The sequence below is a fragment of the Micromonospora sp. NBC_01655 genome, assembly GCF_026339755.1.
Classification (GTDB): Bacteria; Actinomycetota; Actinomycetes; order Mycobacteriales; family Micromonosporaceae; genus Micromonospora.
The window spans coordinates 2,761,852-2,780,372 of record NZ_JAPEQF010000001.1 but is presented as its reverse complement, the minus strand read 5'-3'; the positions used below and the strand labels follow the sequence as shown (position 1 = coordinate 2,780,372).

Here is an 18,521-nt window from a genome sequence, read left to right as displayed (position 1 = left end):
GGCCCGCGCCGGCTCAGTCTCGGGCCCGCGCCCAGTTGAGGAAGCGCTCGTGCAGGTTGACGACGCGTTCGGGGTTGAGCTGGACGAGCTGGGCACGGGCCTCGGCCATCAGCCCGCTCAGGTAGATCAGCAGGCCGGTGCGGTCGCCCCGGTACTCCACCAGCAGGCCGAGCCGGGCCGGCTGGCAGGGCCACTCCGCGCCGCAGTTGCGGCACCGCCAGAGCGGGCGCATCGGTACGTGCGGGATCATCCGGTGCGTCATCGGCTCATCCGCAGGGCGATGGCGCGAGCCTCCTCGTGGCTCAGCGGCAGCCACCAGAGGAACCGCCGCACCACGTCGATCGGGTCGGGGCCGCCCGGCCGGCCGCGAAGGTCGCGGATCGCGGTGGTGATCAGGGTCGAGACCACCGGAAGCAGGTCGCGCGTCGCGAGGTTCGGCATCGCCCGCAGCTCAAGGCAGGGCCAGGGCTCCGCGCATCCCCGGCACCGCCAGTCGGGCGAGCCCGCCGCGTGGCCGGCGACCTGGACTGTCGTCGTCATGAGAGACGGCCCCTGTTCGCCCGCCACTACGGGGTCAGACCCCCGCCATGCCCTGGGGTTCCGCGCCGCCATCGGCCGGCTCGGCGGGAGCGACGACTCCGGCGGGAGCGACGACTCCGGCGGCCGGCGCATCGGCTCCGGCGGGCGTATCCGCTCCCGGTGGCGCGCGCCCGGCACGCGTCTGGGCAGGATGGGCAGCACCGCGAACACCCGCTGGTACCAGGGAACACACACGTCGGCCTCCATCGGCAGGGACGGGCCGCACGGAAGCGGGGCGGCCCGGAGGGCAGGACCCGCCCGAGCCCTCTCTGGCGACGGGCGGGTCCGCCTGCGTGACAGTCTGGTGAGTACGCGACTACCGTCGGAAGGCATTCAGCCCGGTCGTGGCCACACGTCGACGGCGGTGCGCCAAGCCGGAATCCCGAGTGGATCTCACGTGACCTTTGTGGAGGAACTGTGGAGGAAGCGACCACCGACCTGATTCGCACCCAGCTTCGCCGGCTGCGGATGAACGCCGGCCTGAGCCAGGAGGAGTTCGGCCGACTGGTGCACTACTCGGCGTCGCTGGTGTCCGCCGTGGAGACCGGCACCCGCCCGCTCGACCGGGTGTTCCTCGCCCGCGCGGACGAGGCGCTCAAGTCCGGCGACCTGCTCGTGGCGCTGCTGCGGATCGCCGAACGGGACCGGGAGCCCTCGTGGTTCAAGCCGTGGCTGGAGGCCGAACGCGCCGCCAGGCAGCTCCGGTACTTCAACCCAGCTCTGATTCCCGGCCTGTTCCAGACGGAGAACTACGCCCGCGCCGTGCTGCGCTTCAACGACACCTTCTCCGAGGCCGAGGTCGAGCGGAAGTTGGCCGCGCGGCTGGCCCGGCAGGACGTCCTGACCCGGGAGGACCCGCCGCAGCTCGTCGTGGTCCTGGACGAGTCGGTGCTGAGCCGGACGGCCGAGGGGCTGAGCGGGATCATGGTGGAGCAGATCGGCCGGCTGATCGAGCTGGCCGAGCTGCCGCACGTCCACATCCACCTTGTCCCCAGGACCACCGGCCTGCACATCGGGTCGTCGGGCCCGTTCGCGCTGGCCCGCTCCGCCGACGGCGGGTGGGTCGGGCACCTGGAGCACCAGCTCGGCGGGGCCGTGGTCGACGACGAGGACGGGGTGGCTGCCCTCCTGGCGAGGTGGGAGAATGTCCGGACCGAGGCGCTGCCCCGCCGGCAGTCCATCGACCTGATGAAGGAAGTGCAGGCTCACCATGAACCTCAGTGACGCCACGTGGCGCAAGTCCACCCGCAGCGGGTCGAGCGGCGGCGAATGCGTCGAGGTCGCCGACAACCTGCCCGGCGTCGTCGCCGTCCGCGACAGCAAGGACCCGGCAGGCCCGGCGCTCACCTTCGACCCGGCCGCCTGGACGGCGTTCCTCGGCCTCGCCAAGCGCGCCTGACCGACACCGACCCGAAGACCCTCGCGCCGAAGGTCTTCGTCGTCTTTCCGTACGGCGGCCTGGATCCTGTTCAACGACCCCAGTCCCGCTTGCCCTCTGCACGACCCTCGAACCGTCAAGCGAGTAGCCGCCCAGGAGACGATCTTGCACAGCAAAGTGAAGGAAAACTCGACTGTTGATCTTTAGAGCCCCAGGTCAGCAAGTCTGCTCCCCGCGCACGCGGGGGTGATCCGGTGCCGCTCTGGCCGTACCTGGTCACCCCGATCTGCTCCCCGCGCACGCGGGGGTGATCCTGGTCCACGGGGTCCTGATGCCGGCCCACATCGCTGCTCCCCGCGCACGCGGGGGTGATCCGGTGGGCCCCGCCGTGCCCAGAAAACCCGTGTACTGCTCCCCGCGCACGCGGGGGTGATCCGCAGGAAGACGGGGAAGTCGATGCGGTGTTGGGCCTGCTCCCCGCGCACGCGGGGGTGATCCTCAAGGCAGGCATGACGCCGCCGAGCGATGGAGGCTGCTCCCCGAGTCGGTGGAGAAGAAGCTGGAACGGCCATGGTCGCCACAGCAGGTTTAGGGATGGCTGCAAAGACGGCACCCGCCGTGCTGTCCGACGTGTTTGCGGCGGCCTCGTGACCTGACTTCCTCACTGTGGCTGAAAGCCTGGCCGTGGCCGCCGACGATGCCAGAAGGAGAGCACTCACTCCTTCCACTCCTAACGTATAGCGCACCGGGGGGCTTGCGGCAAGACCCGGGGCGTGCCGCAGAATCGCTGGCCGAGGCCAGGAACTGGGGAAATGGGAGCCGCGAAATGCGAGTGTTGTTGTCGACGTATGACTCGCGCGGGTGGGTCGAACCGCTGGCGGGACTCGCGGTGCGGTTGCGGGCAGCCGGCGCGGAGGTGCTGGTGTGCGCGCCGCCCGGCGGGGAGTTCACAAAACGGCTGGCCGGCGTCGGCGTGGCGGTCGGCCGAGAAAGGCCGCCGGTGACCGCGTGAACCACGCGGAATCGTCGGGCCAGGACCCGGAACAAGAGAACCGGCGCGCAATGGGTTGCGAGCGACCCCAGATCGGAGCGGATGACGTGAACTCCCCGACTACCAGCGTGTTCGACATTCCTGACCGCCTCTCCCCCAAGGCCGACCCGACGCTGATCGCGCGCGACGAGCACCATTTCGCGGCCATCGCGGAGAGCCTCGAACGGTTGTCCGCCGACCTGTCCGACCGCCTCGACGCCGCGCGCAGGGCACCCGGCGGCAAAGGCCGGCAGGCGGTGGACCGGGACACGGAGGTCCGCCGGCTGACGGCTCGCCTCCGCACGCTGGGTCGCTTCGGTGTGGACCTGTGCCTCGGTCGCATGGTCAGCGCGGACAACCCCGAGCCCGTGTACGTCGGGCGACGTGGCCTCACCGACAGCGCGGGTCGTCGGTTGTTGCTCGACTGGCGCTCTCCTGCGGCTGAGCCGTTCTTCGGAGCGACCCATGCCAATCCGATGGGTCTGGCGAGTCGCCGCAGGTATCGCTGGACCCTCGGGCGGATCAGCGACTACTGGGATGAGGTGTTCGCCTCGGACGGGCTTGAGGGGCACGCCGCGCTCGACGACCAGTCCGCCTTCATCGCCAGCCTGGGCGGCAGCCGGTCGGCCCGGATGCGGGACGTGCTAGGCACGATCCAGGCCGACCAGGATGCCATCATCCGCGCGGGATCCCGCGGCGCTCTCGTCGTGGACGGTGGCCCGGGTACGGGGAAGACCGTCGTCGCCCTGCACCGCACCGCCTACCTCCTCTACTCCGATCCTCGCCTCGGTCAACGCCAGGGCGGCGTGCTGTTCGTCGGTCCGCACCAGCCCTACCTGGCCTACGTAGCCGACGTCCTGCCCAGCCTCGGAGAGGAGGAGGTGCAGACCTGCACCCTGCGGGACCTCGTCGCCGAGGGAGCTGCGGCAACCGTCGAGACCGACCCGACCGTGGCCCTCCTGAAGTCGTCCGCGGGCCTGGTGGAGGCGATCGAGGCGGCCGTCAGGTTCTACGAGGAGCCGCCGGCCGAACCGATGACGGTCACGACCGACGCGTCCGACATCTGGCTGAGCGCCGATGACTGGGCCGAGGCGTTCGGGGCGCCGGGGCCCGGTGCCCCGCACAACGAGGCGCGCGACGAGGTCTGGGAGGAACTGCTCACGATCCTGACAGACAAGTACGACGGCGACGAGCCGGATGACCTGGTCCGCAGGTCGCTGCTGCGAAACAGGGAGCTGCGCACGGCCTTCAACCGCGCCTGGCCGCTGCTCGACCCGGCCGACCTTGTCGGGGACCTGTGGTCGGTGCCCGCCTACCTGCGCAGGTGCGCTCCCTGGCTCAGCCCCGACGAGGTCCGCAAGCTACAGCGCGGCGACGCCCGGGCATGGACGGTGTCCGACCTGCCGCTCCTGGACGCGGCACGGCAGCGGCTCGGCGATCCGGAGGCGTCAGGGCGTAAGCGTCGACATGATGCCGCTATCGCCACCGAACGCGCGCGGATGGCCACGGTCGTCGACGAGCTGATCGAGGCCCACGCCTATGACGACGGTGAAGGTGTGCTGTCGAGCCTGCGCCAACTGGATCTCCAGGATGCCCTTGTCGACGAGGCCGCGCTGCCCGGCACCGATCCGGACCTGCTCGCCGGCCCGTTCGCGCACATCGTCGTGGACGAGGCTCAGGAACTGACCGACGCCGAGTGGCAGATGCTGCTGCTCCGCTGCCCGTCCCGGAGCTTCACCATCGTCGGGGACCGCGCCCAGGCCAGGCACGGGTTCACGGAGTCGTGGCAGGAACGGCTCGAACGGATCGGGCTCGCCCGGATCAACCTGGCCTCCCTGAGCGTCAACTACCGGACGCCGGAGGAGGTCATGGCGGAAGCCGAGCCGGTGATCCGGGCCGCGCTGCCGGACGCCAACGTGCCGACCTCCATCCGCAGCGGCGGCGTCCCCGTCGTACACGGATCGGTCGCGAATCTGGGGTCGGTCCTGGACGCCTGGCTCGCCGCGCATGCCGACGGGATCGCCTGCGTCATCGGCGCTCCCACGTTCCGGGCGACGTCCCGGGTCCGGTCGCTGACCCCGGAACTGTCGAAGGGGCTCGAATTCGACCTGGTCGTCCTCGTCGACCCCGCGACGTTCGGCGACGGCATCGAAGGAGCGGTCGACCGCTATGTCGCGATGACCCGGGCGACCCAGCAACTCGTCGTCCTCACGAGCTGCTGACGCCGGGATGCCCGTACCGGGAGGGCGACCGGCGGACGCGTACGGCCGGTCGGCGACGACGGCCGCGTTCGGGGCACGGCGATGGGCACGTGCCTGCCCGGCGAGCGTGGGGTTGCGGGGCAGGCCGCCCCGCAACCCCGCGGCTCTCAGTGTGCGGGTTGGTGTTCCGGCGTCGAGTCGCCGAGCGGGTGGGCGATCTCGTCCCGATGCAGGCCGGCGGCGACGATGGCGACGGCTGCCAGCGCGAGGGGCGCAAGCCCAGCGACGGAGAACAGAACGCCGGCCGACAGGTGCTCGGACAGGACACCGACGAGGGCGATCGACAGGGGCATGAAGGCGATGGAGATGAGGAAGTCCAGGCTCGCGATCCGGCCGATCAAGTCGAGGGGGACGCGTTGCTGGAGCAGCGTCCCCCAGATGACCATACCGACGCCGGTGAGTGCTCCGTTGACGAACAGGGCGGCACCGATGGCCCAGAGCGAGCCCGTGACGGCCAGTGCGAGGATCGGAAGGCAGCCGAGTGCCCAACTTCCGATCATCGTGGTGAGGTAGCGGCGTGGCATGGTGATCGAGCCGGCGACGAGGGGGCCCACGAGGCCACCGACGCCCAGCGCGGCGACGAGGAGTCCGTAGGCGGAAGCGCCGTCGGCGTGCTGATTGCGGAGGGTGGTCGGGAGAATCACCTGGACAGGTCCGCTGACGACGAGTCCCATGACAGACGCGAAGGCGACGCTGGCGAGGATCCACGGGGTGCGGACGGCGTAGCGGAACCCGCTGACGAAGTCGTGGAGAGGATGTGCGCGTCCCGCGCCGCGGGTGACGGCGTCGGTGGGGAGGGCGAGCGAGCACAGCAGGGCGAGGCCGCACGCGGCGGCGATGAGGGCGGCACCGGCGCCGGGGACGACGGCGCCGATGACGGCGCCGACGGCAGCGGGGGCCAGTGCCTGCTGGACGGTGGGCCGGGTGGCGCCCTCCAGTCCGTTGACGGCCATCAGGTCCCCGGTAGGCACGACGTGGGGCACCAGGGCGGTGTAGGCGGGGAAGAGGAAGGCGGCCGTCGCGCCCATGACGAAGGCGGAGACGCTGAGCTGCCACAGGTGGACGTTCCCGGTGAACGAGAGGATCGCGATCACGAGGGCTGTCGCCAGGTTGACGGTCAGCACGCCGACCAGGATCAGCTTCTTGGGCATGCGGTCCGCGACGACACCGCCGACGAGGGACATGGCGAGGAGCCCGATGCCGGTCCAGGTCACCACCGAGGACAGTGCGGAGGCGGTGGCGTCGAGAGCCAGTGCTTCCAGGACGAGGTAGATGCTCCAGGCCCCGCTGGCGAACAGTTCGAGCACCATGGCCGCGAACAGGAGCCGGTAGTTGCGGTGTCGCAGCGGGGCGAGGACGGAGACGCGAGGGCGCGTGGTGGTCATGACAGGTCCTTGCCGTCGGCGGAGAGCGGCAGGGTGGGCCATGCCGCGAGGTCGGTGAGCAGCTGACGGTCGTGGGTGGCGACGACGACCGCCGCTGGCGTCCTGAGCAGGGCGACGGTCAGCTCGTCGACCAGGGGCGCCGACAGGTGGTTGGTGGGTTCGTCGAGGATCAGCAGGTCAGGCAGCTCGGCCAGCCGCAGCGCGAGGGCCAGCCTGCGTTGCTGCCCCTGGGACATTCGCCCGACGGGGGTACGAAGGGCCTCCCTGTCGAGCAGGTTGGTCGCGGTCAGGGGCAGGACGTCCCGGTCGCCGAGCTGTCCCGCGGACCGGAGCCGGCCGACGTGCTGGTCGTACAACTCGTGGGCGAGCACGGTCGCCGGCCAGTCCGGGACTTCCTGCCCGAGATAGGCCACGCGTGCCCGGGAGAGGTGCCGGACCTCCCCCATCGACGGTTCGAGGTCTTCCGCCAGCACCGCGAGCAGCGTCGACTTGCCCGCCCCGTTCGGGCCGGTCACCAGCAGGCGGTCCCCGCCATCGAGGGTGTACGTGACGGGTCGGTGGAGACGCCCGGTCACGGTGACGTCATGGCAGCGCAGGATGGGCAGTCCGGGACGGGTGCCGACGTCTGGCCAGCGCAGTGGCAGTGGCGGCTCCGGCACGGTTATCCGGTGCGCGTCGAGCGCCTCCTGCCGGCGGCGGAGCGCCTGGACGAGACCAGGGGCGCGGGACTGGCGCTGGTGTTTGCCGTGTCCCTTCTCCGGGCGCCAACCAGTGCTGAGTCGGCCCTGTGCCTCGTGCACCGCGCCGGCCAGCCGCTGTTGTTCGGCCTGTTGCGCCTCGTAGTCCCGGACCCAGCGCCCGCGGTCACGCAGACGCCCGTCCTGCCAGCCGGCGTACCCGCCGGCGAACAGGCGCGGTCGTCCGTCCGCACTCGGGTCGAGGTCCAGGAACTCCGCGGCCACGTCCCTGAGCAGGGCACGGTCGTGGGTCACGAGCACCACCCCGCCCGGGTGCTCACGCAGCCGTGCGGTGAGGAACGCCAGGCCGTCGGCGTCGAGATGATTGGTCGGCTCGTCCAGCATCAGCAGGTCGTAGCGCGCCCCCAGGAGGCACGCCAGGCGGACCCGGTAGCGCTGACCGACCGACAACGTCGACAGCGCACGCCCCCGGTCGGCACAGGCATCGAGTCCGGCCAACGCCATGTCGACCCGGCGCTCGGCATCCCAGGCGTCCAGCCGGGTCGCCGCGTCGAGCGCGGTGGAGTACGCGGTGTCCGCGCCCTGCCTGCCCTCGGTCATCGCGGTCGCGGCGTCGTCGAGCGCCCGCAGGGCGCGCCGGGACTCCTGGGTCGCACCCGCGAGGAGGGTGCCCACCGTCTCGCCGCCGCGCGCTTCCAGGACCTGCCGGGCAACGCCGATCGTGCCGATCCGTTCCACCGTGCCCTGGTCGGGCGGGAGTATGCCGGCCAGCACGTGGAGCAACGTCGTCTTGCCGCGGCCGTTCTCGCCGACGAAGGCCAGGCGTGCGCCGGCGGAGACGGTCACGCTGACATCGGACAGCACCACCCGTCCGCCCAGCACGACGCGTACGCCGTCAGCCCGGACATGTGCCCGGTCCCCGGCCGGCAGCCGGCCGTTCCAGGTGAGGTCAGGCCCCGCAGTCAGGTTCTGCGATGACGCTTGTTCAAGATTTTTCACTCTGCGCTCTTCGGCTCGTCATGGAGCCGGGCAGCACAAGGAGACCGCCCGGCGGGAACGCCAGGACGGCGGAGCAGAGCTACATCAGAGGAAGTCGGTCAACCCTGCCGCCGTCAGCGGAGGGACCAGGGCTTCATCATGCCGATACCTGAGTACATGCCGAGAACCATATCCGACGAGCCGGGTGCTCAAGAGCCGCGAGCCAGGGTTCCATGATGCGGCCGGCTCGGGCTGGCCAGCCCGATGGCTACCTTCTCGGCTCGTACCGCATCGCCACCGCCCCCGAGCCGAACTCCAGCCGGCTCACGAGCTTCAAGTCGGCATGTTTCGATAGCCCCGCGAACAACGTCGGCCCGTGGCCCGCGAGCCTGGGCTGCACCACGAACTCGTACTCATCGATCAATCCCAGCTCCGTCAACGCCAGCGGGAGCTTCACGCCTCCCACGAACAGTCCCTTGCCCGACTCCCGCTTGAGCTTTTGAACGGCCTTGCCCAGATCCCCGCGCACGAGTTCCGCGTTCCAATCGACCCGCTCCAGGGTGCTCGACACGACGTACTTCTTTGCCGCGTTGATCGTCCGGGCGAAGGGTTCCGTCCAATCAGGTCTCGCTCCCGTCGGGGCTGACGGCCGCCACGCTGATTCCATCATTTTGTAAGTCACCCGGCCAAAGAGAAGCGCATCGGCCTGGTCGAGGTTCCCGACGTGGTGACGATGCAAGTCTTCGTCCGCGGGAATCGCACGATGAGGGCCTGTTCCCCTCCACCTCGGGCGAGGTGGAGGCGAACAGGCCCGGGCAGGACTACCGCCAATGTCAGCGCTCCGGTGCGGCGGCCGTCCGCACGGTGGGGCTGTCCGGCCGACCCCGGCCGGGTCGCCGGTACGGCACGGTCAGCCCTTCACCGTCAGGATGGGCTGGAGTTCGGCGACGGGCCGGGCGACGTCCGCTCGATGGAGGCTGTTGACGACCGGGCCGACGTCCTTGTACGCCCACGGCGCTTCCTGTTTGAGGTCACGGCGCCAGGCATCGATGATGTCCCGGCGGGCGGCCACGGCCGGGTCGCGGTGGTTGAGCGGGGTGACGACCCGGAACTCCCGGAGGAAGGCGTCCAGTTCGGCGTCGCTGCCACGGGCCGCCGCGCCGCGGGGAACCCGACGGCCAGCGCCGTGGCAGGCGCTACTCAGTGCGCGGGGTTCGCCGAGCCCGCGGAGCAGGTAGCTGGGTGCGCCCATGGAGCCGGGCACGATGACCGGCTCGCCCCACAGCTCGGGGCCCCGGTGCGCATGGCCGATGATTCCTCCCGCCGGGGTGGCACCCTTGCGGTGCAAGACGGTGCCGTCGTCGCCGGGCCAGAGCAGGTTATGCGGCGCGTCGTAGATCAGCCGAGCACCGGTCTCGCCGACCAAATCGGCAAGGCCGGCGCGCAGCATCAACGCCAGGAAGAACCGATTGCCGATGGCGAAGTTGGCCGCGTTGGCGAACGCGGTCAGGTACCGTTCCCGCCGCGACGCGCTCGGTTCGTCGAGCAGCAACGGCAGGATCCGGTTGTTCGGCATCGGTACACCGCGCGGCCAGGCTGCACGGGCCTGGTCCTGGCCGGTGGCGTTGGCCTGGTGCCCCAGCGACAGCGAGCCGCTGTGCACCATCAGCACCACCCGGCCGGGTACCAGGCCCCAGGCGTGCGCGGCTGCACCGTCATGGATGGCCGACACGTACTGCACTTCGGCGAAGTGATTGCCGCCGCCGACACTGCCGATCACGCTGTCGTAGCTCGTCCCGCCACCGCTGCTGATCCAGTCACGGAACCCGGACGCGGACGTGACCGGGAAGCCTGTCGCGTGGAGCCGTCCGCTGAGGTCGGTCGTGTCATCCGGCCGGACCTGCCGCCACGCGCCGTCGGCATCGGTCGGGACACCACTGTCGAGCAACCCAGGCAGCCCGTCGCGGAGCAATCCTTCGCGTTGCGTCGCGGTCAGGCCGATGCGGCGCCCGCCTTCGAAGAACAGGTGACGCAGCCGCCGCTCGAGTGTGTCCAGGTGTGGGCGCAGCCGGTCGACGGTGACCTCGGTGACCTCGACCCGCATCCCGCAGTTGATGTCGTTGCCGACCGCCTGCGGGATGAGCGCGCCGACCGTGTGCAGCACGGTGCCGATCGGGATACCGGTGCCCTTGTGGAAGTCCGGGGTGCACACCACCCGGTCGATGCGGGGTTCCACATCGAGGCCGGGCGTGGCCTTGGCCAACGCCCGCAACGTACTGGCGGTGTCCAGCACGGTGAGCAGTTCGTCGATCGCTGCGGATTCCAGCGGCACCTCGGGACCGGCGCAGATCTCCACCGGTACGTTCGCGGGGTTGGGCAGGGTGAGCCAGGAGTCGTCGGTGCGGACTAGACGGGGGTCTGGCCGCTGCGCAACGGGCATGGGGAAACCTTTCACATGCTGCCGAAAAAGGGGACGGGACACCGCCACGCGATCGTGGTCGCGTGGATCCGAGTCGAGCCGGAAGGTATCTGGTTGTGTGCCTGACGGTTCAGCAGCCGCGAGGGCGTGATCAGCATAGGCGGCAGCGGCCGCGACCCGCGAACCCTTTGTCAGCGCTGGCACCGCGGCGCTCGTCGGCCGTTTCGTCCGCACGCCCAGGGCGGAGTGCTGATCGAGGAGCCTGACTTCCAGGCGGAGAAATGTGGCCTGGCTGGAGGGTGACGCGGGGCAAGGCCTTGCGTTGTCGTGGGTGCGGTTTCCGGTCGGCGGGGAACGGTGGCCCAGGCGGAACTGTGGGCGGCTGCCGACGACGTGGGGGGGCGGCGCCTATGGAGCTGAGTCGTTCACGTCATCACCGTCGGTCGGGCCACCACCGTTCGCGGTTACCACCACCCCGTCGGGTCGTGGCTGGCGGTCGCCGATGGCGGCGGGCGTGGCCGATGTCGTATTCGACTCAGCTCCATAGGCGCCGGAAGACACACCTGCTGTACAGCAGCGCCCACGTCCAGGAACCCCAGACTCCCTGACCGAAGCACTCCCGCCCGAAATTCGCCACCACTGCGGGTGCCGAGAACGTGTCGGGCAGACTGTCTCCCCACGCATAGGGCTGTGGGGGCGGTAGCCGGTGAGTAGAAGGATCCGGCAAAGCGCTGCGGCGGGCGATCGTGGCGCTGTTCTCGTCGAGTTCGGTCACGTCACGGCGGTCAGCATCGAGACGATCCGACGTGTCCCGCACGAACGTGGGATGTCGTGGCAGGCTCTACTGATCCCTTCCCGAGGCGTCGCTCAGTCGACGCCGAGCTCCATCGCGGCGCGGTCGAGTGCCTCGTCGTCGGCGGAGGAGACGCCCCGGGAGGCGATGGCTTCCGCGCCGCCCTGTGGCATCGCACCGATCAGCCCGGTCGACGCTGCCTGTGCAGCGCCGACCATCCGCGCAGGGGTCGGGCCGCCGACCATGCCAAGGGTGGCGTACTGCTCCAGCTTCGCCCGCGAGTCGGCGATGTCCAGGTTGCGCATGGTGAGCTGGCCGATCCGGTCCGACGGGCCGAACGCCGAGTCCTCGGTACGCTCCATCGACAGCTTGTCCGGGTGGTAGCTGAACGCCGGGCCGGTAGTGTCCAGGATCGAGTAGTCCTCGCCCCGGCGCAGCCGCAACGTCACCTCGCCGGTGACCGCCGTGCCGACCCAGCGCTGCAACGACTCGCGCAGCATCAGCGCCTGCGGGTCCAGCCAGCGCCCCTCGTACATCAGCCGACCGAGGCGGCGGCCCTCGTTGTGGTAGTTCGCCAGGGTGTCCTCGTTGTGGATGGCGTTGACCAGCCGTTCGTACGCGGCGTGCAGCAGCGCCATGCCGGGCGCCTCGTAGATGCCCCGGCTCTTGGCCTCGATGATCCGGTTCTCGATCTGGTCCGACATGCCCAGGCCGTGCCGGCCGCCGATGGCGTTGGCCTCCAGCACCAGATCGACGGGGCTGCCGAACTCCTTACCGTTGATCGTCACCGGACGACCCTGGTCGAAGCCGATCGTGACATCCTCGGTCGGGATCTCCACCGACGGGTCCCAGAACCGGACTCCCATGATCGGGTTGACCGTCTCGATGCCGGTGTCGAGGTGCTCCAGGGTCTTCGCCTCGTGCGTGGCGCCCCAGATGTTGGCGTCGGTGGAGTACGCCTTCTCGGTGCTGTCCCGGTACGGCAGGCCGCGTTCGAGCAGCCACTCCGACATCTCCTTACGCCCGCCCAGTTCGGTGACGAAGTCGGTGTCGAGCCACGGCTTGTAGATGCGTAGCTGCGGGTTGGCCAGCAGGCCGTACCGGTAGAACCGCTCGATGTCGTTGCCCTTGAAGGTCGAGCCGTCGCCCCAGATCTGGACGTCGTCCGAGATCATCGCCCGCACCAGCAGGGTCCCCGTCACGGCCCGGCCCAGCGGGGTGGTGTTGAAGTACGCCCGCCCGCCCGAGCGGATGTGGAAGGCCCCGCAGGTCAACGCTGCCAGGCCCTCCTCGACCAGGGCGGCGCGGCAGTCGACCAGGCGGGCGACCTCGGCGCCGTAGCTGAGCGCGCGACCGGGCACCGAGACGATGTCGGGCTCGTCGTATTGGCCGATGTCAGCGGTGTAGGCGCAGGGAACGGCGCCCTTGTCGCGCATCCAGGCGACCGCGACCGAGGTGTCGAGGCCGCCGGAGAAGGCGATGCCGACACGCTCGCCGGTGGGCAGGGAGGTGAGAACCTTGGACACGAGGAAAATTATGCACTAGGCCGCATCATCATGCAAACCGAAGTGCTCGGCTGGACCGGCGTCAGCCCGGTGGGTCGTCGCGACCCAGTTCCCAGAACGCCACCGCCGCGGCGGCGGCGACGTTCAACGAGTCCACTCCGCGCCGCATCGGGATGACCACCCGTACGTCGCTGGCGGACTGGGCCGCCGCGGTGAGGCCGGGACCCTCGGCTCCCAGCAGCAGCGCTGCCCGCTCGCGCTGCGCCGGAGTCAACCGCTGGATCGGTACGGCGTCCGGAGCCGGCGTCATGGCAAGCACGGTGAAGCCCGCTTCCCGCACCTGGTCCAAACCCGCAGGCCAGCGATCGAGCTTGGCGTACGGAACCGCGAAGACCTCCCCCATGCTGACCCGCACGCTGCGCCGGTAGAGCGGGTCGGCGCAGGACGGCGACAGCAGCACCGCGTCGATGCCGAGCGCGGCGGCCCCCCGGAAAACCGCGCCGAGGTTGGTGTGGTTGTTGACGTCCTCCAGGATCACCACCCGCCGGGCGGCGGCGAGCACCCCGGCGGCGGCTGGCAGCGGCTTGCGCCGGAACGAGGCGAGCACCCCCCGGTGCACGTGGAAGCCGGTGGCCCGCTCCAGCACGTCCGGGGTGGCCGCGTACACCGGGGCGTCGCCGGTGTCGAGGTCGGCGAGCTGGTCGGCCCGCTTGGCGTCGACCAGGAACGACCGGGCGGGGTACCCGGCCCGCAGCGCCCGGCGCAGCACCAGCTCCCCCTCGGCGATGAACAGGCCGTGCGGCGGCTCCCACCGGGTGCGCAGCTCCACGTCGGTCAGGGCGCGGTAGTCGGCGATCCGGTCGTCGTCGGGGTCGGTGATCTGGTGGACGGGCACCCGGCGATTCTGCCGGACCGCGCCGCCGGCACCGCACACCGGTAGGGTGCCGGCCGGTCGTGGTGCCCGGCGACGGCGACCCCGACGAGGTGGCCGCCGCGCTCGACCGGGCGGTCGCGCCACTGCTCGCCGGACGGGCCGGGCGGCGCTGACGGCGGGCCGGGCGGTGCGCCTCAGCCTCGGCCGCGGTTGAGCCAGCGGAGCACGTCCGGCGGGAGGTTCTGGTCCTGCTGCCGGCGCTGCTGCTGCGGGGGGCTCGGCTGCGGCGCCGGGCGGTGCACCTCGCCGGCCAGCGCCCGGCTGGGCGGGGTGAAGTCGCGCACCGGCTGGCCGACGACGGCGGTGCGGATGGTCCGGGCCACCGCGTCGATCACCCTCGCCTGCACGGCCGAGCCGACCGGGTCGCTCGGGTCGTCCGGGTTGGCGGCGATGCCGGCCACCGCGACCTGCGGGGTGAAGCCGACGAACGTCTCGGTGGCGTTCTTCTCCGAGCTACCGGTCTTGCCGGCCACCGGGCGGCCGACGATCCGGTCCACCGAGGTCGCCGTGCCGCCGTCGCACTGGCCGAACGTGGTCTGCTGGCCGACCGGGCAACGCGCCGCGTCGGTGGCCGCCCGGGCCACGTCGGCGTCGAGCACCTGGCGGCAGGACGGCTCGCCGACCGGGACCGGGTCCCCGTCGGCGGTGGTCACCGAGACCACCGGCAGCGGGGCGCAGTACGTCCCCTCGGCGGCCACGGTCGCGTACGCGTTCGCGAGGTCGAGCGGGGTGGTGGCGGCCACGCCGAGGGTGAACGAGCCCCAGTTGGCCACGTTGTCCTTCGCGAAGGCGGCGTCGGCGTCGGCCCGGAACGTGATGCCGAGGCGCTGGGCCATCTCCACCACCTTCGCCGGGCCGACCTGTTCGGCGAGCCAGACGAAGTACGTGTTCACCGAGCGGCCGAAGCCGTCCCACATGGTGCGGTAGCCGTCCATCCACTGCGGGTTGGCGTTCGCCGGGCACCATTTGCCGCCGCAGCTCGCCTCGCCCTCGGCGGCGTACCGGGTGGGCAGCCGGCTGGGCGCGTCGAAGCCGGTGGCGAGCTGCCTGCCGGACTCCAGGGCGGCGAGCATGGTGAACAGCTTGAACGTCGACCCGGCCTGGTACCCGTCGACGCCACCGCCACCGGAGACCAGCGGGTTGACGGTGTTGGGGCGGTTGACCTTCCCGTCCGGGTTGGGGTCCAGGCTGTAGTGCCGGTTGACCGCCATGGCCAGCACCCGGCCGGTGCCGGGCTGCACGGCCGCGATCGGCAGCGCGCGCTTGTTGTCGTACCCGTACACGGCGGTGGCCTGCTGCTGCGCCGTGGCCTGGAGCTTCGGGTCCAGGGAGGTGACCACGGTGTAGCCACCCCGGCGCAGCGCCTGCTCGCGCTCGGGGACGGTATCGCCGAAGGCGGGCTGGGTGAGCCACCACTGGCGCAGGTAGTCGCAGAAGAAGCCCCAGTCGTCGTGCCCCTGCGCCACGGCGGTACAGCCGTTGGGCTGCCGGGTGGGGCTCAGCGCCAGCTTCTCCGCCTTCGCCGCCGCGGCCTGCTCGGCGGTGACCGCGCCGGTGCCGGCCATCGCGTCGAGCACGTAGCCGCGCCGGGCCAGCGCCGCGTCGGCGTCACCGTCGATCGGGCTGTACGCGTCCGGCGACTGGACCAGGCCGGCGAGCAGGGCCGCCTCGGGCAGGGTCAGCTCGGCCGGGGACTTGGCGAAGTAGCGCTGGCTGGCCGCCGCGATGCCGTACGCGCCGGAGCCGAAGTACGCGATGTTGAGGTAGCGGTTGAGGATCTCGTCCTTGCTGAGCCGCTGCTCCAGCGCCGTGGCGTACCGGATCTCCTGGAGCTTGCGCCCGACGGTCTGCTCGGTGGCCGCCTGCCGCTCCTCGGCGGTGCGGTTCGGGTCGGTCTTGAGCACGTTGCGGACGTACTGCATGGTCAGCGTGGAGCCGCCCTGCTCGGTGCCGCCGCCGGTGACGTTGGCGACCAGGGCGCGGGCGAGGCCGCGCAGGTCGGCACCCCCGTGCGAGTAGAACCGCCGGTCCTCGGCCGCCACGATGGCCTGGCGCATCACCGGGGCGATCTCGGCCAGCGGCACGTCGGTGCGGTTGACGTCGTAGAACGTCGTGATCAGCGTCTCGCCGTCGTTGGCGTACAGGTACGACCGCTGTGGGGTGGTCGGGGTGCGCAGCGCCTCGGGCAGCGCGGCGTACGACCCGATCGCCGACTTCGCGGCGAACCCGAGCAGCAGGTTGCCCGGCAGCGCCGCGACCGCCAGGACCAGGCCGGCGAGCACGCCGGCGAGCAGCACGGTGAACAGCCGCGACAGCGGCGACCGGGGTGGCGGCATGAAGCCAAGGATTGCCATGAAAGCCGCGATCCGGCCAGCCCCGGGGCCGATTGTCAGGTAATTCACCGCGTCCTGCCAGGCGTTTCCCCACCTGGGCGGCAGGTTGCGGGACGAACCTCGCGACCGGCCCACGGGAGACCGGGTCAGCCGGCGGCGAGCGGCCCGCCGCCGGGCCCCGGGGTCGCGCCGCCGCCCGGGGAGGTGGCGGTGGCGACGCTGGCGCTGGCCGCGTCCCGGGCGATCGCGGCGGGTACCAGGCGGCCGGAGCGGTACCCGATGCCGATGCCGGCGATCAGCACGAAGATCGCCCCGAAGGTCTGCAACGACCCGATCAGCGCGCCGCCGATGCCGACCAGCGGGGCGGCGATCATCAGCATCGTTCCGTCGGCGATGCTGAACATGCCGGAGCGGGCCACCGCCCATCCGGTGAGGAACCAGCCGATCGTGTAGCAGGTGGCCCCGACCAGCACGAGCGTGCGGGCCGTGGTGCCGAAGACGGGCGCCTGCTCGGTCAGCCCGGCAAAGGGCAGCATGAGCACGGTGCCGGCGATGCTGACCAGCAGCCCGGCGGCGGCCACCCGACGGCTTCGGGTGGCGGCGAGCAGGCCGGTCAGGGCCAGCAGGGCGAGCAGCCCGAGCCAGACGGCGGCGACCCAGCCGATCAGGTAGAGCTGCCCGCCGTCGGCCGGGTACGGGTCGTTGCCCACCCCGCCGTCGCTGGCCATCGCGACCACGCCGTACAGCACCGCGTACGCCGGCAGCAGCCACACGGCGGCGCGGCCGAAGCGGCGCAGCGACCAGGCCCAGGTGGCGTCGGTCGCGGGACGGGCGGGCGTCGGCTCGCCGACGAACGGCAGCACCCCGAACCCGCCCCCGGTGCGCCGGGTGCCGAGCGGCCCGGCCGGGTCGTGCGCCCCGGGCACCGGGGCACTGGAGAAAAGCCTGTCCGCAGGATCCTTCATGCGTCACCTCGCTGCGCTGGTCGGCGGAGCGGGACGCGCCGCGGCGCCCCGGCTCCTGGTCACCACCCGTCCTTCGGACCGATCGTGTCAGGTGCCGGAGCGCCGCATGAGGGTTATTCGCATTCCGGCCCGGGCCTCGCCCGGGCGGCCGTCAGCCCCGCTCGCGCTGGTCGGCCGGGTCGTTCAGCAGGCTCCCCGGGGACACCGGCTCGGGGGCCGGCAGCCCCTGCGGGCCCTTCCCGCCGGTGGCCTGCGCCTCGGCGACGCGTACCTCGTCGTGGATCTGCTGGGCGGCGGCGGCCGCGGCCCGGGCGGCCTCGGCGGCCTCCCGCTCCACCGCGCTCGCCCCGTCGGCGGCCTCCGGCGACGGCGCGTCGCCGACCATCTGGCTCAGCCCGCCCAGCGCGCCACCCATCCCCTCCAGGGCCTTGGTCAGCTCCGCCGGGACGATCCAGACCTTGTTGGCCGTGCCGTTGGCGATCTGCGGCAGCGCCTGGAGGTACTGGTAGGCGAGCACCTTCTGGCTCGGGTTGGCCTGGTGGATCGCGTCGAAGACCGTACGGATCGCCTTCGCCTGGCCCTCGGCCTGGAGGATCCGGGCCTGCCGGTCACCGTCGGCGCGCAGCACCGCGGACTGCTTCTCGCCCTCGGCGGTGAGGATCTGCGACTGCTTGTGCCCCTCGGCGTTCAGGATCGCCGCCCGGCGGTCCCGCTCGGCGCGCATCTGCTTCTCCATCGAGTCGCGGATGCTGGCCGGCGGCTCGATCGCCTTGATCTCCACGCGGGTGACCTTGATGCCCCACCGGCCGGTGGTCTCGTCCAACACGCCCGAGAGGTGCCGGTTGATCTCCTCCCGGCTGGTCAGCGCCCGCTCCAGGTCCAGCGAGCCGATCACGTTACGCAGGGTGGTGACGGTGAGCTGCTCGATGGCCTGGAGGAAGTTCGAGATCTCGTACGTGGCCCGGACCGAGTCGACGACCTTGAAGTAGAGCACCGTGTCGATCGACACCACCAGGTTGTCCGAGGTGATCACCGGCTGCGGCGGGAAGCTGACCACCTGCTCCCGCATGTCGACCTTGGTGCGGACCGCGTCGATGAACGGGACCAGCAGGTTCAGACCCGGGTTCAGGGTGCGCTTGTACCTGCCCAGCCGTTCCACCACGTCCTGGCGCTGCTGCGGCACGATCCGCACCGCCTTGACCAGGGTCACCACGACGATCAACGCCACGGCGACCAACAGCACCGTCACAAATTCCATACCCT

At 71.3% G+C, this 18,521-nt stretch carries 14 protein-coding genes and 1 CRISPR repeat array; of the genes, 3 read left to right on the top strand and 11 right to left on the bottom strand.

Annotated features, from left to right (window positions below; all coding sequences use genetic code 11):
• Window positions 1-13: 13 nt before the first annotated feature.
• Entirely contained in the window at window positions 14-262 is a 249-nt protein-coding gene (locus tag OOK41_RS13110; RefSeq protein WP_266264903.1) for a flavin reductase, read from the bottom strand.
• Window positions 259-540, bottom strand: coding sequence for a hypothetical protein (locus OOK41_RS13105; RefSeq protein WP_266264901.1), 282 nt, complete (start codon window positions 538-540; stop codon window positions 259-261). The genes OOK41_RS13110 and OOK41_RS13105 overlap by 4 nt, the downstream gene beginning before the upstream one ends.
• A gap of 456 nt (window positions 541-996) precedes the next feature.
• Here OOK41_RS13105 and OOK41_RS13100 point away from each other — a divergent pair, with 456 nt between their 5' ends.
• The 3 genes from OOK41_RS13100 to helR all read left to right on the top strand — a co-directional run bounded on the left by OOK41_RS13100 (window position 997) and on the right by helR (window position 5,209).
• Window positions 997-1,803, top strand: coding sequence for a helix-turn-helix transcriptional regulator (locus OOK41_RS13100; RefSeq protein WP_117669637.1), 807 nt, complete (start codon window positions 997-999; stop codon window positions 1,801-1,803).
• A complete protein-coding gene (locus OOK41_RS13095; protein ID WP_266264898.1) occupies window positions 1,790-1,978 on the top strand; it encodes a DUF397 domain-containing protein in 189 nt (62 codons plus the stop codon). The genes OOK41_RS13100 and OOK41_RS13095 overlap by 14 nt, the downstream gene beginning before the upstream one ends.
• A gap of 204 nt (window positions 1,979-2,182) precedes the next feature.
• Window positions 2,183-2,517: a CRISPR direct-repeat array (repeat unit 28 nt; unit sequence CTGCTCCCCGCGCACGCGGGGGTGATCC).
• A gap of 502 nt (window positions 2,518-3,019) precedes the next feature.
• Window positions 3,020-5,209, top strand: a complete 2,190-nt coding sequence (helR, locus tag OOK41_RS13090) for an RNA polymerase recycling motor ATPase HelR (RefSeq protein WP_266267806.1) — start codon at window positions 3,020-3,022, stop codon at window positions 5,207-5,209.
• A gap of 146 nt (window positions 5,210-5,355) precedes the next feature.
• On the opposite strand, the gene OOK41_RS13085 is transcribed toward helR, so the two are convergent.
• The 9 genes from OOK41_RS13085 to OOK41_RS13045 all read right to left on the bottom strand — a co-directional run bounded on the left by OOK41_RS13085 (window position 5,356) and on the right by OOK41_RS13045 (window position 18,516).
• Entirely contained in the window at window positions 5,356-6,633 is a 1,278-nt protein-coding gene (locus OOK41_RS13085) for an MFS transporter (protein ID WP_266264896.1), read from the bottom strand.
• Window positions 6,630-8,261, bottom strand: coding sequence for an ATP-binding cassette domain-containing protein (locus OOK41_RS13080; RefSeq protein WP_353962215.1), 1,632 nt, complete (start codon window positions 8,259-8,261; stop codon window positions 6,630-6,632). Before OOK41_RS13080 ends, OOK41_RS13085 begins: the two co-directional genes overlap by 4 nt.
• 316 nt (window positions 8,262-8,577) lie before the next feature.
• Window positions 8,578-9,048 carry a dihydrofolate reductase family protein gene (locus tag OOK41_RS13075; protein WP_266264894.1) on the bottom strand — a complete coding sequence of 157 codons (471 nt, stop codon included), beginning with the start codon at window positions 9,046-9,048 and terminating at the stop codon, window positions 8,578-8,580.
• A gap of 171 nt (window positions 9,049-9,219) precedes the next feature.
• Complete coding sequence (locus OOK41_RS13070) at window positions 9,220-10,749, bottom strand: RtcB family protein (RefSeq protein ID WP_266264892.1); 1,530 nt, start codon at window positions 10,747-10,749, stop codon at window positions 9,220-9,222.
• A gap of 846 nt (window positions 10,750-11,595) precedes the next feature.
• Window positions 11,596-13,047: an argininosuccinate synthase gene (gene argG, locus OOK41_RS13065; RefSeq protein ID WP_266264890.1), complete on the bottom strand. Its 1,452-nt coding sequence runs from the start codon at window positions 13,045-13,047 to the stop codon at window positions 11,596-11,598.
• A 61-nt stretch (window positions 13,048-13,108) separates the two neighbouring features.
• On the bottom strand, window positions 13,109-13,960 hold the full coding sequence (locus OOK41_RS13060) for an RNA methyltransferase (protein WP_266264888.1): 852 nt from the start codon (window positions 13,958-13,960) through the stop codon (window positions 13,109-13,111).
• A gap of 134 nt (window positions 13,961-14,094) precedes the next feature.
• The gene (locus OOK41_RS13055; RefSeq protein ID WP_266264886.1) at window positions 14,095-16,362 is read right to left on the bottom strand and encodes a transglycosylase domain-containing protein; all 2,268 of its coding nucleotides are present in this window, start codon (window positions 16,360-16,362) and stop codon (window positions 14,095-14,097) included.
• Window positions 16,363-16,439: 77 nt separating this feature from the next.
• Window positions 16,440-17,258 carry a hypothetical protein gene (locus OOK41_RS13050; protein ID WP_266264885.1) on the bottom strand — a complete coding sequence of 273 codons (819 nt, stop codon included), beginning with the start codon at window positions 17,256-17,258 and terminating at the stop codon, window positions 16,440-16,442.
• A gap of 151 nt (window positions 17,259-17,409) precedes the next feature.
• Complete coding sequence (locus OOK41_RS13045; protein ID WP_266264883.1) at window positions 17,410-18,516, bottom strand: SPFH domain-containing protein; 1,107 nt, start codon at window positions 18,514-18,516, stop codon at window positions 17,410-17,412.
• Window positions 18,517-18,521: the final 5 nt, after the last annotated feature.